The following is a 15,822-nucleotide window of genomic DNA, read 5'->3' on the forward strand; positions in this document are numbered from 1 at the left end:
GGACAGTTGTGGGACCGGTCCCAGTCACCATACGTGGCGTGGATCACGAGAGCAATAGGATGTGCGACGTGACTGACGATGAATCCTCGACACGGCTCGATATGGCGAGCCCCACCGGGCGTCGCGCCGCCACGATCCGCGACGTCGCGGCCCATGCCGGGGTGTCGAAGTCCGTGGTGTCCCGGGTTCTTCGTGATGAGCCGAATGTCAGTGAGGAGCGTCGGGTCCGCGTGCGCGCGGCGATGGACGAACTCGGATATCGGCCCAATTCGATCGCACGGGGATTGTCGGAGGCCCGCAGCGGAACCGTCGGTGTGGTGATCAACGATCTCCGTAATCCGTGGTACGTGAGCCTGCTCGAGGGGCTGGCGACGACTTTCGACGCCGTCGACATCGCGCCGCTGCTCGTGGACAGTCGGCTCGATCATCAGGTCGGGCGGGACACCGTGGAGACCCTGTTGTCGCGTCAGGTCGACGGGTTGATCGTGGTGGGCACCACCGACGCCCCGGTCGACGTGGAGCGCGCCGCGCGGTCGATCCCGGTGGTGTTGGCGGGCACGCTCGAGCCGGACCTGTCGAATGTGGACATCTCCGTCGACGACGACGTGGCCGGTGCCCGGATGGCGACCGAGCACCTGCTGCGCCTCGGTCATCGACGCTTGGCCCACATCCAGGGGCCGGGCATGGTGGGTACGTTGCGCCGCAAGGGTTTCGAGGAGACGATCGCCGCTCAGGGCGATGGGGGCGAGAGTGTTCTCGTCGAGTACGGGGGGACCACCGAGGAGGGTGGTCACGCGGCGGCGTTGCGTTTGTTCGACGCGCCGCACCCGCCGACCGCGATCCTCGCCTACAACGACATGACGAGCCTGGGCGTGATGTCGGCCGCCGACGACCGGGGACTGTCGATTCCCGCGGATCTGTCCCTGATCGGCTATGACGACACGCGTTTGGCCAGCCTGCGGCACATCTCGTTGACGTCGGTCGACAACGGCAACTTCACCGTCGGGGTGCAGGCCGCGAAGTTCCTGCTGCAACGTCGGGAGCGTCCGGACTCGCCTCAGCGTGTCTACCGGCACATGCCGCGGCTGGTGGTGCGCCGGACGGCGAGCGCCCCCCGCGTAGAGGGTTGAGCCTGCGCGACCCGCGCGTCAACTACGGTTGACGGCGCGCGTGTGCTCGGGCACGATGGGCGCATGAAGACGGGTATCGACAGCGACGACGGCGAGACGCCCATCGAAGCGCTGACACGCATTGCCGCGCAGCGCCGTGACCTCGCTCGTGATGAAGAGGTCGCGGTCCGGAGGGCTCGGCATGCCGGACTGTCCTGGGCCGAGATCGGGCTCCTGTTGGGTGTGACGAAACAGGCGATGCACAAGAAGTATCGGAAGGTCGGGTGAGTCGCATTCAGCCGCTGCGCGACGAGGACGTGGTCGACCGGATCGGCGCGGATCTGCGTTCGGCCGGATACACGACCGACGGGGTGGCAGACCTGTTGGGGGACACCGCCAACGAGGCGCTCGGACGTGGGATCTGGTGGCCTGCACTGCATGCCACCGCTGCGGGGGCGGCAGCAAATGCCCGCCTGTCGAGTCTGGTTCGACTGTTCCTGCTGGGGGCCGACGAGCCCGAGACGGCGGTGGCCGAGGCTTTTCCGTCGGTCACCGTGGACGTGTTGGTGGACAACGGTGTCCTCGAGCGCACCGACGCAGGCGAGGTGCGGGCCGCGCTCGACATCCGCCCGCACGCCGACGACGCACGCGAGTATCTCGTCGTCTCCGACCAGGACGCCGCGATGCGCAGCGGACCCGTTGCCCGTGACCACGTGCTCGGCATCGGCGGGGCATCGATCTCGCTGGCGCGAGCGGTGATCCGCGCGCCTGCCCGACGGGTACTCGACATCGGCACCGGATGCGGCATCCAGGCGCTTCATCTCGACGCCCACAGCGACGAGATCGTCGCCACCGACACCAACGCGCGTGCGCTGGCACTGGCCGCCGCCACCGCACGACTCAACGGTATGCGGTGGGATCTGCGGCAGGGCAGTCTGTTCGATCCCGTTGCGGGTGAACGGTTCGACCTCATCGTCTCCAACCCGCCGTTCGTGGTCGGGGCGGGGGAGCAGGACTACATCTACCGCGATTCCGGTGTTGCCGGGGACGCACTGTGTGCCGAGCTGATCCGTCGCATTCCCGAGCATCTCAATCCCGGTGGGACCGCACAGATCCTGGCGAACTGGATCGTTCCCACCGACGCGGAGTGGACCGAACGGGTGCGCGGGTGGCTCGCCGGAACCGGGCTCGACGCGTGGGTGGTACAGCGTGAGCTCGCCGACCCGGTCAGCTACATCGCGCTGTGGCTGTCGGACGCGGGTGAGTCGTCGGAGGCCGTCGCGCAACGCGGTGCGCAATGGCTCGACTGGTTCACCGAGTCCGACATCGCGGGAATCGGTATGGGACTCATCACCCTTCGTCGTCGCATCGACGGTGAGGCCGGCGAACCCGACCAGGTCGTCGAGGAGATCACCGGTGCGGGTGAGGAGGTGACGGGACACGAGGCCGAGGCGTTCCTGGCGCGGCGCCACTATCTGAGGACGACGACCGACGCGCAGCTGTTGGCCGCGCGACTGTCCACCGCGCCGATCTTTCTCGAGGAGCAGTCCCTGCCGGGTGAGCAAGGATGGCAACAGGTCTCGGCCACGGTCCGAAGGCCGGGCGGACCTGCTGCGGTACTGGGGGTCGACGAGGTCTCGCGTGCCCTGCTCGCCGGCTGCCGGGGAGAGGTGCCGCTGGCGGCGTTGATCGAGTTGCTCGCCGACTTCCACGGTGTGGATGCCGATGCGCTTGCCGAGGCCGCGCTCCCGGTGGTCCGCGAGGCCATCGGACGGGGCATCCTGTACCAGGCGACCTGATCGGTCGGCGAGGTCAGGCGAAGGTCGCGTCCAGGGCCTGTCGCAGATCTGCCGCCAGGTCGTCCGGATCCTCCAGCCCGACAGAGAAACGGAGGTGACCCCAGCGGCGGAAGTCCTCGGGATAGGCGGCGACTCGGGGGCCGTCGGTCCCCACGTGCACGATCAGGGACTCGTCGTGGCCGAGGGACACCGCCGATGTGATCACCCGCAGGTGGGAGACGAACCGATTCTGGGTGGTCGGGTCTCCGTCGACGGCGAAGGCCATCATCGCGCCGAATCCGCGACCACCGAACTGCCGGGCCGCCAGTTCGTGCTGCGGATGCGTCACCAGGCCGGGGTAGGCGACGAAGGCGATCCGCTCGTCGTCGGCGAGCAACTCGGCGATCCGCTGGGCGGTGGCCTGGTGCTGGGCCAGCCGCAACGGCAACGTCACCGCGCCGCGGCTGATCAGCCATGCATTGAAGGGGGAGATCACCCCGCCCACGTCGACCATGGCTTCGGCTCGGATCGGCTCGAGCAGTTCTCGCCGACCGATGATCGCACCGCCCATCGCGTCGCCGTGGCCGTTGATGTATTTGGTGAGTGAATGTGCGACGAGGTCGGCGCCGTCGTCGAGTGGGCGATACAGCGGCGGCGGCGTGAACGTCGAGTCCACCACGAGCAGGGCCCCGGCATCGTGGGCGGTTCGCGCCAGAGCGCCGATGTCGGTGACCTTGGTCGTCGGGTTGGCGACGACTTCGGTGACCAACAGTCGGGTGTTGTGCCGCATGGCCGCCCGTACGGCGTCGTGATCGGTTGCGTCGACGAAGGTGGCCTCGATGCCGTACTTGCGCGGCAACAGATCCGACCACAGTTTCCAGGTCGCCTCGTAGGTGGTGTCGGAGACGACGACGTGGTCGCCCGCGGCGACATGGGTGAAGAAGATCGCGTGCAGCGCGGCCACCCCCGACGCCAGTGCGACGGCATCCTCGCCGTGGTCGAGGGCGGCGAGTTTGTGTTGCAGTGCAATCTGATTGGCGCCCGAATTGCGAGAATAGAAGAGCTGGTCGGTGCCGGACCAGTCCATCGTCGACGGATCGTCGGGCAGGTGATACGAGTTGGCCATCGTGATCGGGGTGCGGATCGCGCCGTCCGTCGTCGGGGTGTTGCCGACGTGGACGCACACCGTGTGGTCGCCAAGGCTGTCCGGGCGTGCCGGGTCGGGTGGGGTCGACGGCGTCATGGGGTGGCTCCTACGGGTTCGGCGGTGTGGGGACGTGATTCGGTCTCCGGGGTGGGCCCTCGCCGCCACAACGCGACGCGCTGCGCGATGATCACCGGCAGGCGATGGAGTTTGTCGATGCCGTAGGCGCGGCGGAACTCCGCCCAGGCCCAGCACAGTCCGAAGACGAGTAACACGACGAAGGTGGTCGTCACCGCCGACCACGGACGATGGGCCACATGGATCGGCACGATCACGAGAGCGATCGCCTGCAGCACATAGGAGTCGAGACTGCGCGTACCGGTCATCACGAGCGGCCGCAGCCAGTCCTTGTGCCACAAGCGCAGTGCGAGTCGGAAGATGCCGTAGATCGCGGGCACCGCGACCCAGGCTCCGATCGCTCGAGCGGGACGGAAATCGAGTTTGTCGGCGATGTCTGGTTCGAACCGTGCCCACGGCCCGGCGTCGAAACCGAAATGGAAGAACAGGGCGACACCGACCGCGACGGCGACGATTACGGGCAGCCACCGGTCGACGATCTCGGGCACATGCCAATCCCGCCATTTCCATCCCAGCACCACCGCCGGGACGAACATGATCTGCCAGCCGGCCCAGTTCTGGATGCGGGGACCGGCCATGTGGGCGGTGAGGTAGAACCAGTCCGGCGACCACACCAGGGAGACGATGTAGAGCGCGAACGATGCGCCGAGCACCATCACCCACCACCCGCGCATGAGCATGGGGAACAGGAGGTATGCCGACGCCATCAGCACCATGTAGAGCAACAGGATGTTGCCGCCGCTGGGTAGGTACTGCATCGTGAGCGACAGCTCCACACCCTGGCGCCAGCCGTCGATCGGCAACAACAGGGTCAACCAGCGGTGTCCGGCCATCGCTGCGGCCACCGCCACCAGAGCGATCGTCAGCTGGCACACGTAGAGCACCGCGATCCGCTTGGTCAGCCGCCAGTAGCCGTGACGCAACGAGACACGCTCGATCCAGCGTCGGTAGACCAGGCCGAGCACCAGACCTGACAGCAGGACGAATGCCGACATGCCGTCGACATAGGGGAAAGAGTGTGTCGGTGCGGCGATGTAGGTGCCTGCGGCGAAATGTAGCGAGATCATGCTCCAGATCGCGAGCCCCCGCGTCGCATCGATGGCGAGATCTCTGTTCATCGGTGACTCACCCTACCCAGGCGTCGTGGTGGCCCTCGCCATGCACGCCGAGGGCAACCAGTTTCCCGCCGACAGCAACCACGAGCCCGCTGACAGCAACCACGAACCCGCCGAGAGCACCGGATGGTGGTTGGTCTCGGCGGGTTCGTGGTTGCGCTCGGCGGTCGGCCTCACCTTCCGGTGAAGGCCGGGTCACTCTAGGTGTAGAGGTCGGCGATGGCCTTCTTGTACGCGTCGTGGATGACGTTGCGCTTGAGCTTCATCGTGGGGGTCAGCTCGCCGGACTCGATGGTGAAATCGCCGTCGAGAACGGTGAACTTCTTGATCGCCTCCGCCTTGGACACCTTGTTGTTGGCGTCGGTGACGGCCGCGTCGATCTCGGCGAGCAGCTCGGCGTTACGTGCCAGGTCGGCCGGCGAGGTGTCGGCAGGCAGATGGTGGCGTTCCAGCCATCCCGGTACCGCCTCGGGATCGATGGTGATCAGCGCGCCGATGAACGGTTTGTTGTCGCCGACGACGAGGCACTGACTCACCATCGGATGTGCCCGGATGGTGTCCTCGAGCTGGGCGGGGGAGACGTTCTTGCCGCCCGCGGTGACGATGAGTTCCTTCTTGCGTCCGGTGATGAAGAGGTAGCCGTCCTCGAGTCGGCCGATGTCGCCGGTGTGGAACCAGCCGTCGACGATCGCCTCGGCGGACGCTTCCGGGTTGTGCCAATAGCCACCGAAGACCACGGGGCCACGCAGCAGCACCTCGCCGTCGTCGGCGATGGCCACAGAGACGCCCGGGACCGGCCGACCGACCGAGCCCACGCGCTGGTGGTCCTCGTTGTTGGCGGTCACCGCCGCGGTGGTCTCGGACAGCCCGTAACCCTCGTAGACCGGGATTCCGACGCCGCGGAAGAAGTGGCCGAGACGGGCGCCGAGCGGCGCACCGCCGGAGATGGCGCCTTCGCACTGTCCGCCGAGCGCCGCGCGGAGTTTGCCGTAGACGAGTCGGTCGAACAGCGCGTGCCGCAGCTTCAGGCCGAGCCCGATCTTCCCCGATTCCATCGCCTTGCTGTACTCGATCGCGGTGTCCGCGGCGCGATCGAAGATGGAACCCTTGCCGCCGTCGTAGGCCTTCTGCTTCGCGGAGTTGTACACCTTCTCGAACACGCGGGGCACCGACAACACGTAGTTGGGTCGGAACTTGCCGAGGTCGTCGATGAGGTTCGGGATGTCGCTGGTGTGACCGAGGATGACGCCGTTCTCCACACACCCGACGGCGACGACACGGGCGAACACATGCGCGAGCGGGAGGAACAGCAGGGTGGACTTGCCCTCGACGAGGCCCGCACCCACGGCGTCGCGGGTGGCCGCGCATTCGGCGAGGAAGTTCGCGTGCGTGAGCACGACACCCTTGGGCCTGCCGGTGGTTCCGGAGGTGTAGATCAGTGTGGCCGCATCCGACGACAGGGCGTTGGCATGCCTGGCGTCGAGTTCTGCGTCGGCGATCTCGGTGCCGCGCTTGATGATCGTCGCCAGTGCGTGATCGTCGATGACGAAGGTCTCGCGCAGGTCGGGCGCCCCGTCGATCACGCCGAGGTGCTTCGAGTGGTGCGCGTGCTCCTCGACGAAGAGCAGGGACGTGCCGGAATCCTCCAGGATCCACTTCACCTGGTCCGGAGCGGAGGTCTCGTAGATCGCGACCGTGGTGGCGCCGGCCCGCCAGATCGCGTAATCCAGGACGGTCCATTCGTAACGGGTCGACGACAGGATCGCGACGCGGTCGCCGGGTTTGATCGCGGAGGCGACGAGTCCCTTGGCCACGGCGTCGACCTCGTCGGCGAACTGCTTCGCGGTGACGTTGATCCACTGATCGCCCGCCCGCTTGCGGAACAACGGCATGGTGGGACGCTCGGCGCGGTAGCGCAGGATGCTGTCGACGGTGGTCGCCTTGTCCTCGATGGACAGGTTCGACGGGGTGGAGTATTGCTCCATGACGGGCTCCCCCTGGGCTCGACTGATTAGGACATTTCGGACATTGACTCGCCCGGGTGAACGACATCAACGGCTTTTGAGTGTCACTGACAGTACCAGTATCCGTGTGCGCCATCACAGGCTCGACGTCGTGATGGCGTGACCACCGGATCCGTGATGACGTGGCCGACGCAACGATTCCTCGCAGAAGCCCTCGGACGACTACAGTTGACACCGATGAATGAGACAGACCGCCCATGAGCGACTCGCGCGACAAGCGGGACGCGCCCGCCGACGACGATCCCATCGGCTCCTTCGACGACCTGCAACTCGACGAGCGGGTCCGTCAGGCCATCACCGATGTCGGCTACGAATCCCCGTCGCCGATCCAGGCCGCAACCATCCCGCCCCTGATGGCCGGGCGGGACGTGGTTGGCCTCGCCCAGACCGGAACCGGCAAGACCGCGGCGTTCGCCCTGCCCATCCTGTCTCGGCTCGATCCCTCGGCGCGCCGTCCCCAGGCGCTGATCCTCGCCCCGACCCGCGAACTCGCGTTGCAGGTCGCCGAGGCGTTCGGGAGTTACAGCGCGCACATGCCCGAGGTGCGGGTGCTGCCCATCTACGGCGGCCAGGCCTACGGTGTGCAGCTGGCCGGCCTGCGTCGCGGTGCTCAGGTCATCGTCGGTACGCCCGGTCGCGTCATCGATCACCTCGACAAGGGCACGCTCGACATCTCGCAGCTCGACTTCCTGGTGCTCGACGAGGCCGACGAGATGCTCACCATGGGGTTCGCCGAGGACGTCGAGCGGATCCTTGCCGAGACCCCCGACACCAAGCAGGTCGCCCTGTTCTCGGCGACCATGCCCAATGCGATCCGCCGGCTGGCGCAGAAGTACCTGAACGATCCGCAGGAGATCACGGTCAAGGCCAAGACCGCGACCGCGCAGAACATCAGCCAGCGGTATCTGCAGGTCTCGCATCAGCGCAAGCTCGACGCACTGACCCGCGTCCTGGAGGTCGAGACCTTCGACGCGATGATCGTGTTCGTCCGCACCAAGTCGGCGACCGAGGAACTCGCGGAGAAACTGCGGGCCCGCGGTCTGTCTGCGGTGGCCATCAACGGCGACATGGCGCAGGCGCAGCGTGAACGCACGATCAACCAGCTGAAGAACGGCCAGATCGACATCCTGGTGGCCACCGACGTGGCGGCGCGCGGTCTCGACGTCGACCGGATCTCCCACGTCGTCAACTACGACATCCCGCACGACACCGAGTCGTACGTACACCGCATCGGTCGTACCGGACGCGCCGGACGGTCGGGCAACGCCCTGTTGTTCGTCTCGCCGCGCGAGCGGCATCTGCTGCGGGCCATCGAGCGGGCCACCCGGTCGACGTTGACCGAGATCGGACTGCCCAGCGTCGAGGACGTGAACGCTCAGCGAGTGGCCAAATTCGGTGACTCGATCACCGAGAACCTCGGGTCCGATCACCTGGACATGTTCCGCAAGCTCATCGAGGATTACGCGCGCGACAAGGACGTGGCGATGGCCGACATCGCGGCCGCGCTCGCACTGGAGACCCGTGACGGCGGCTTCCTGATGGCTCCGGACCCGCCGGAGGGGGAGCGTCGCGAACGGCGGGAACGTGCCCCACGGCAGTCGGGTGGCAGCTTCGCGACCTATCGGATAGCCGTCGGCCGCAAGCACAAGGTGTCGCCGGGCGCGATCGTGGGTGCGATCGCCAACGAGGGCGGGCTGACCCGCGGGGATTTCGGCAACATCAGCATCAGGGACGATTTCTCCCTGGTGGAACTCCCCGAGAGTCTCGACAACGAGACACTGGCGTCGCTGCGGCACACCAGGATCGGGAAGACGCCGATCGACATCCGTCGCGACTTCGGTCCACCGCGCTCGCGAGGCGGCGCCAAGCGTGGTCAGGGGCAGCGCGGCGGCGGCCACGGCCGTGACGGTCACGGCAAACGTTCGGACGGCTACGGCAAGCGTTCCACTCCTCGGGTGGCCGGTCGTGGGCGCGGCTGAGGTCTGAGCCGCCCGTCGCGGCGCCGTGGCCCGGCGTCGAGGAGGCGCGACTCGCCGACATCGTGACGTGGGGTTGCCGGATCGAGATAATTCCGTAACCTTTTGGTGTAGGGGGAACGACGTACCTCATAGGACACCCCGCGGGGGCCAATCGTCTCGACGAGAGCTTCTGCGTGTCCGAAACATGTTGGGCCACAGCGATTTAACAGGGAACGGTGAGTCACCGGTGTCAGTGGTGAATTCGATAACAGCAGCCGATGCGATGCAGCACTGCGCACACGATCACGCGGTGATCGTCGATGCGCGGCCTCAGGTGATGCGACATCAGGGCAGTGTGCCCGGTGCCGTCGTCGTGGAGCCGGATGATGTGCGGGAGCGGTTCCGTCCCACCCCGTCGGGCACCTTCCCGGTGGTGCGCGACCCGGACACCGAGATCGCCGTCGTCTCGGTCCGCTCGCAGGCACCCGCCATCGCGGAGGAGATCGCCGATCTCGGGTACACCAATGTGCACTACGTCGACGGCGGATACGGCGCCCTGCGCACCTTCCGCGGCGAGTAGTCCGCTCGCACAAGGCGTTCCGATCGGGAGCGTCTCCCACACACGCAGTACACGCCAGTGCGTCACGCCGACGACGCCGGGTCGGCGTACGGAGGAGGAATCGACACGGTGACCGACGGCACGCGTGCACAGCGGGTCGACCGGGTGATGCGCCTGGTCGGCTTTTTCCGTGAACTGGTGCTCGCGAGGTCGGAGATCGTCACCGATGTCGATCGCCATCCAGGGGTGCTCTGGCTCGGAGCCTCGACGTCGGCGCCTGCTCGTTCCACTGCCCGGGCCGGACAGACGGTCGTCGAGATCGCCCCGTCGTCGCCGGCCCACGCACAACTTTCCGGTCTCGTCGACGACCTGCATGCCGCACCCGAATCGTTCGAGTTGGTGCTCGCCAACGCCCTGGTCACGGTCTCTGCCGTCGACGGCGAGGCGTCGACGGCAGAGCGTCCGGTGCCGCTGGTACACGACCATCTGGTCAGCCAGCACGTCGTCGCCGAACGCGACGAGTCGGGCACCATCCGGATCAGCATCGGCTCCGGGGCGGTGCCGGCGGTGCGTGACACCTACCTGCTGGCGGCGATTCCCGGTATCGACCTGTCGGGAGCGTTGAAGGCCCGAGGCGCGCTCGCCGACCTGCCCAGTCCGCTCAACGGCGGTGTCGCCGACCTGATCGACGACTGGCGTGACGCGATCTCTGTCGACTCCGATCAGGTCTCGGTCTCGATGGACATGCGACCTGCGCTCGTGCTGCGCAAGCGCGGCGTGACCGCCGCACTCGACTTCTACGACGCCATGCTCGCCGACCTCCGCGACGCCACCGACGTTCCGATCGGGCTCGCCCAGCTGATCGAGCCGATCGAGGCGCCCGAACGCATCGCCGCACTGTCCGCATCAGGTGCGATGCCGGCCGACGACATCGTGCGCGACGCTCTCTACCCGTTGCCCGCCAACGTCGAGCAGCGTGACGTACTGGCCCAACTCGGCGTGGACACCGGGGTGGTGGTGGAAGGCCCACCGGGCACCGGCAAAACCCACACCATCGCGAATCTCACCGCGGCGCTGCTTGCCAAGGGCCAGCGGGTCCTGGTGACCAGCGAGAAGACGCATGCGCTGCATGTCCTGCGAGACATGTTGCCTGCCGAGATCCGAGATCTCGCGGTGTCGATCGCCGATGTCGAGCAAGACGATTTCGAGGCCACCGTGGACGGCGTCGAAGCGATCGCGTCACGCAAGGCCGCGTATCAGCCGCGCGTCGTCGCGGCCGAGATCGCCGATCTGCTCGACAAACGCGAACAGGCGACCACCAAACGCGAACGGGTGCTGAGACACCTCTGGGAGGCTCGGGAATCCGAGACCGAGGTCCATGAATGGATCGCAGGTGATTACCGGGGCACCGCAGCCGAAGTGGTACGCCAGTGCAACACCGATGCGCCGCGACACGACTGGCTGCCCGGCCCCGTCGAGGGCACTCTGCCGCCGTTGCCTGCCGACGACTTCGACCGGTTGCTCGAACTGTTCCGGGCCACCGAAGGCGTTTCGTCCAGGATGGGCCAGCGGTTGCCGGATCTGACCGATCACCTACCCGACTCGGCCGCTCTGGAACAGATCTGTCGACGTATCGCCGATCGTCCACACGAACCGATGGTCGGCAGCGGCTCTCTGCTGTCGATCCTGTCCGACGTCGACAGTCCTCGCCTGGTCCGGATCAAGGAGCTGTGCGAACGTCTCGCGGCGGCGTGCGGCGAGGTCGTGACCTTCCCCCCGGCCATCATCGAGATGGCCGACCAACTGCTCGACGGACAGGCGACGCACCTGTGGTCGCGGGTGATCGGACTCTCGCCGATCATCACCGAGGCGGCCGAGCGTGACCGGTCGCTCGGTGCCCACGCGGTCGGTGCCGACGGCGCACGCCCCGGTGACGCGGCGGTCTTCCGCGCCGCCGCCGACCATCTCGCCGCGGGTGGTCGCTGGCGCAGTCGGCTTCTCCGGTCGGCCGAGCAGCGCGCGGTCGAGGAGTCCGGTGTGCGGGCGAGTGTCGACGGCCGTACGCCGACCGACGAGGTCTCGTTGCGCATGGTCGCCGATCACCTCGCCGTGCTCGAAGCAGTGGCTCAGGTGCAGCGTGTTCTCGCGGATCTGCATGTCCCGGTGGATAACTCCGGTTCGCGATCGGCGCAGCTGAACACCCTGGTGCGACTCGACCGTCAGCTCGCCTGGGTCTCGGACCTGCTCGCCGGGCGCGACCGACTGGTGCGGGAACTGGAAGGGATCAGTCCCGGTGGGCCGCGTCCGCGGACGGTGGCGGCTGTCGCGGAGGTGGCCGCCCAGGCGGGAACGATCGCCGCCACCAACGATGCGGTGCTCGCCGAGCACGAACTCGCCGAATGCGCGTACCGGCTCTCCGCCGAGGTCGACCTCGGCCCGTCGCCGGAAGGCGATGCGATGGTGGCTGCGCTCGCGAATGCCGACGCCGATGCGATCAAGGCGGCGCGACGCCGGTGGAACACCGCCCGCGACGAGCTCGCCGACCAGGTCGAGCTCGATCTGCTCACGCTGCGGTTGCGCAGCAAGGCCCCGAGGTTCTTCGAGATGCTGCGCGAGCGCCCGGACAATCCGGCGTGGTCGGCGCGGTTGCGAGACGTGGGGGATGCCTGGGCGTGGCGTTGCGCGTACGACTGGGCCAGTGAACGCAGCGACCCGACCCTCGAGTCCCGGCTGCAGGCCGAACTCGACGAGCACGAGGCCGACATCGCCGCGTTCACCTCCAAACTGACCGCCGCGCACGCCTGGCGTTCCTGTCTGGATCGCATGAGTGTCGCGCAGGTGCAGGCACTGCAGTCCTACCGCGATCACATGATCAACCTGGGGCGCGGTTCGGGAAAGCACGCCAACCGGTTCCGTGCGGCCGCGCGCGCCGCGATGGCCCAGGCGCACAGCGCGGTGCCCGCCTGGATCATGTCCATCGGTCAGGTCGCCGAGACGGTGCCGCCCCAGCGCGACGCGTTCGACGTGGTCATCATCGACGAGGCGAGCCAGGCCGACATCAGCAGCTCGTTTCTGCTCTGGCTCGCGCCGCGGGTGATCGTCGTCGGCGACGACCGGCAGTGTGCCCCGAACGGTCTGGCTGGGACCACTCTCGACGATGCATTCGCCAGACTGGACGCGCATCTGCCGGACCTGCCGCAGTACCTGCGAGATGGTTTCACCCCCCGGTCGAGCCTGTTCTCGTTGTTGCGCAGTCGGTTCGGGCATCTGATCCGGCTACGTGAACATTTCCGGTCGATGCCCGAGATCATCGAGTTCTCGTCGCGACAGTTCTACGGACGGGCCCCGCTGCTGCCGGTGCGACAGTTCGGCGCCGATCGACTGCCGCCGCTGCGGACGGTCCTCGTCGAGGGGGCGACTGCCACCGGGCAGGGTGCCGGTCTGGTCAACGAGGCAGAGGCCGCGGCGATCGTGGACAGACTGTGCGCATGCCTGCGTGACCCCGCCTACGACGGGCGCGATTTCGGTGTGATCGCACTGACCGGCGCCAAGCAGGTCGACGAGATCACCCGCCGCCTGCGCGCGGTGATCGAGGACGCGCAGTGGCGGGAGCGCCGCGTCCGGGTGGGTACACCACCGGATTTCCAGGGCGATGAACGCTCGGTGGTGATGCTGTCCTTGGGGGTCACGGATCCGTCGGCCATCGCGCCGCTGACCCGGGCCGAGTCGCAGCGACGGATCAACGTCGCGGCGTCGCGGGCGATGGACCAGATGTGGATGTTCCATTCCGTGGAGGTCGTTCAGCTCAAGCCGACCGACCTGCGTCGTTCCCTGTTGGGTTATGTGCAGGCAAACCAGGGGGCGAGCACCCCGTCGATGCCCACCGACGTTCCCGATGACGTACGCCGACAACCCTTCTCGAGCCTGTTCGAACAACGCGTTTTCAATCGGCTCGCCGACCGCGGCTACCACGTGGTGCCGGCGACGACGGTGAACAATCGCACGATCGATCTGGTGGTCACCGGGGCGGACGCGCGGATGGCCGTCGAGTGTGACGGCGACTCGTTCCGCACCACCGGCGAGCAGGCGCGTTCGGACATGGAACGTGAACGCGAGTTGCGGCGCTGCGGATGGGAGTTCTGGCGTGTCCGGGAATCCGAGTTCGAACTCGATCCCGACCGCGCTCTCGACGGGCTCTGGGAGGTCTTGGACCGGCGCGGGGTCAAACCCGGGTCGGTCGAGGACGTCGACACCGACGGTACTTCCGAAAGGCGTTGGGAGCCCATCGATCTCAGCGCTGACTGAGTCGACTCCGGCCGATTCGCTCGTGGGGGCGGGGGCGGGGGCGCTAGCCCTGCCGCACCGCGGCCAGGAGTGCCGGTAGTCCGACCGCGGCGGATGTACGGATGCTGTGTGTGGCGTATCGGGTCAGCGCCGACGGTTCGGGATTGAACTCGATCACCCCGATGCCTGCGTCGGCAGCCCGTTCGGGAAGTCCCGCGGCCGGACGAACGATACCGCTCGTCCCGACGACGATCACGACATCACTTGCCGCAAAGGCTTTTTCCGCGCTCGACCACTGATCTGCAGGAAGCGGCTCCCCGAACCAGACCACCCCGGGGCGCACCGTGGACAGGCAGATCGGGCAGGTCGGCGGTTCGACACGGAGCTGTTCGACGGCGTCTGTCGGGTCCGCGTCGGTGCCGTGGTACGGATGGCCGCAGTGACTGCAGCGCGGCGCGAACAGGCTGCCGTGGAGATGGCTGATCACATCGCTGCCCGCGCGCTCGTGGAGGTCGTCGACGTTCTGGGTGACGACCATCACCGCGCGATCGGCGGCCAGGTCCGCCAACGCGCGATGCCCCGCATTCGGTTGCGCCGCCAGTACCTTGCGGGCGCGCCACTGATACCAGGCCCAGACCAGGGCGGGATCGTCATGCCACGCCTGCGGTGTGGCGAGTGCCATCGGGTCGTACTGCTCCCACAGGCCGGTGTCGGTGTCGCGGAAGGTCGCCAGGCCGCTTTCGGCCGACATGCCGGCCCCGGTGAAGACGGTCACCCATTCGGCATCGCGGACCGCCTCCACGGCCGCGGACGGGATCTCGATGCCGGGCGGGGGTGCGGGGTCGTGGTCGGTCACCGTAGATCGGCGCCCAGTTCGGCCCGCAAGATCTCGGCCGTCTCGTCGGGATCGGGGTCGCGGCGGACCACCAGGCCCTTGGCGAAGCTCAGCTTGTCGCCGTCGTGGCGGGGCACCACGTGCAGATGGGTGTGGAACACGGTCTGGAAGGCGGCCCGCCCGTCGTTGACGACGAGATTCACGCCGTCGGCGGCCAGTGCGCTCGAGCGCATGGCGCCTGCGACGCGTTGGCCCGCGGCGAAGAGTCGACCGCCCAGCTCGGGGGAGAGGTCGGCCAGCCCGGATGCGTGCGTGCGTGGCACCAGCAGGGTGTGCCCTCGGGTCACCGGCCGGATGTCGAGGAACCCGAGCACGTCGTCGTCTCGATAGATCGTCCGAGCGGGCGCCGTTCCCGAGACGATGTCGCAGAACACGCACGTAGTCATGTGCACACACCCTACGTAGTCGCCGGTGCGCAATTGTGGCGGTCGGGCGTCGGTGGCGAAATGTCCTGGTGCGGCACTCGGCGCGCAGGGAGTGCACCACGTCACATAACGATTGTATAACGGAATTCTGGGCCTCGCCCGACCGCCGATCGAGCGCTCGGGCACCGCGTGTGATCTGCGCGGATCGTGCACCTGTGCGGAGGCGTTCGAGTGCACACCTGTACTACTCCCGGGGTTACCGACGGGTATACCGCCGCGTCGCCGACAAACATGAGGAAACCCTCATTTTTGTGTGTCATGATTGGGGCACGTTCACGCCGACGGTGACTCACCGAAGAGCCCCGCGCGCCGCAAAGCCGTTGCGCGACAGGTGTGTTCAGCCAGTGTGCCAAAGACGGGCCGCACTGGGGGAACCCGCAGGCCACAAATCCA

Annotated in this window: 12 protein-coding genes; 7 read left to right on the top strand and 5 right to left on the bottom strand. The window is 67.5% G+C overall.

The window, feature by feature from the left end; translation table 11 throughout:
• The first annotated feature begins 68 nt into the window (after positions 1-68).
• From AAFP35_RS22865 to AAFP35_RS22875, 3 genes are all read left to right on the top strand, one after another.
• Complete coding sequence (locus AAFP35_RS22865) at positions 69-1,130, top strand: LacI family DNA-binding transcriptional regulator (protein WP_419223958.1); 1,062 nt, start codon at positions 69-71, stop codon at positions 1,128-1,130.
• A 63-nt stretch (positions 1,131-1,193) separates the two neighbouring features.
• Positions 1,194-1,397 carry a hypothetical protein gene (locus AAFP35_RS22870; protein ID WP_419223959.1) on the top strand — a complete coding sequence of 68 codons (204 nt, stop codon included), beginning with the start codon at positions 1,194-1,196 and terminating at the stop codon, positions 1,395-1,397.
• Positions 1,394-2,908, top strand: coding sequence for a DUF7059 domain-containing protein (locus AAFP35_RS22875; RefSeq protein ID WP_419223960.1), 1,515 nt, complete (start codon positions 1,394-1,396; stop codon positions 2,906-2,908). Before AAFP35_RS22870 ends, AAFP35_RS22875 begins: the two co-directional genes overlap by 4 nt.
• A gap of 13 nt (positions 2,909-2,921) precedes the next feature.
• On the opposite strand, the gene AAFP35_RS22880 is transcribed toward AAFP35_RS22875, so the two are convergent.
• Positions 2,922-4,130, bottom strand: a complete 1,209-nt coding sequence (locus AAFP35_RS22880; protein WP_419223961.1) for a trans-sulfuration enzyme family protein — start codon at positions 4,128-4,130, stop codon at positions 2,922-2,924.
• Complete coding sequence (opgC, locus tag AAFP35_RS22885) at positions 4,127-5,287, bottom strand: OpgC domain-containing protein (RefSeq protein WP_419223962.1); 1,161 nt, start codon at positions 5,285-5,287, stop codon at positions 4,127-4,129. The genes AAFP35_RS22880 and opgC overlap by 4 nt, the downstream gene beginning before the upstream one ends.
• On the opposite strand from opgC, the gene AAFP35_RS22890 reads away from it, so the two are divergent.
• The gene (locus AAFP35_RS22890; protein ID WP_419223963.1) at positions 5,268-5,471 is read left to right on the top strand and encodes a hypothetical protein; all 204 of its coding nucleotides are present in this window, start codon (positions 5,268-5,270) and stop codon (positions 5,469-5,471) included. The genes opgC and AAFP35_RS22890 overlap by 20 nt on opposite strands.
• Positions 5,472-5,484: 13 nt before the next feature.
• Here the strand turns inward: AAFP35_RS22890 and AAFP35_RS22895 are convergent, their stop codons facing one another.
• Positions 5,485-7,269, bottom strand: a complete 1,785-nt coding sequence (locus tag AAFP35_RS22895; protein ID WP_419223964.1) for an AMP-dependent synthetase/ligase — start codon at positions 7,267-7,269, stop codon at positions 5,485-5,487.
• A gap of 236 nt (positions 7,270-7,505) precedes the next feature.
• Here AAFP35_RS22895 and AAFP35_RS22900 point away from each other — a divergent pair, with 236 nt between their 5' ends.
• The 3 genes from AAFP35_RS22900 to AAFP35_RS22910 all read left to right on the top strand — a co-directional run bounded on the left by AAFP35_RS22900 (position 7,506) and on the right by AAFP35_RS22910 (position 14,130).
• Positions 7,506-9,287, top strand: coding sequence for a DEAD/DEAH box helicase (locus tag AAFP35_RS22900; RefSeq protein WP_419223965.1), 1,782 nt, complete (start codon positions 7,506-7,508; stop codon positions 9,285-9,287).
• Between the two features lie 226 nt (positions 9,288-9,513).
• Complete coding sequence (locus tag AAFP35_RS22905; protein WP_419223966.1) at positions 9,514-9,846, top strand: rhodanese-like domain-containing protein; 333 nt, start codon at positions 9,514-9,516, stop codon at positions 9,844-9,846.
• Positions 9,847-9,954: 108 nt separating this feature from the next.
• Entirely contained in the window at positions 9,955-14,130 is a 4,176-nt protein-coding gene (locus tag AAFP35_RS22910) for an AAA domain-containing protein (RefSeq protein WP_419223967.1), read from the top strand.
• 43 nt (positions 14,131-14,173) lie between these two features.
• On the opposite strand, the gene AAFP35_RS22915 is transcribed toward AAFP35_RS22910, so the two are convergent.
• Both AAFP35_RS22915 and AAFP35_RS22920 read right to left on the bottom strand, forming a co-directional pair.
• Positions 14,174-14,965 carry an SIR2 family NAD-dependent protein deacylase gene (locus AAFP35_RS22915; protein ID WP_419223968.1) on the bottom strand — a complete coding sequence of 264 codons (792 nt, stop codon included), beginning with the start codon at positions 14,963-14,965 and terminating at the stop codon, positions 14,174-14,176.
• Positions 14,962-15,390 (bottom strand): HIT family protein, encoded by a 429-nt coding sequence (locus tag AAFP35_RS22920; RefSeq protein ID WP_419223969.1) that lies wholly within the window; start codon positions 15,388-15,390, stop codon positions 14,962-14,964. Before AAFP35_RS22920 ends, AAFP35_RS22915 begins: the two co-directional genes overlap by 4 nt.
• Positions 15,391-15,822: the final 432 nt, after the last annotated feature.

It is taken from the genome of Gordonia sp. CPCC 206044, from assembly GCF_048537895.1.
Taxonomy (GTDB): domain Bacteria; phylum Actinomycetota; class Actinomycetes; order Mycobacteriales; family Mycobacteriaceae; genus Gordonia.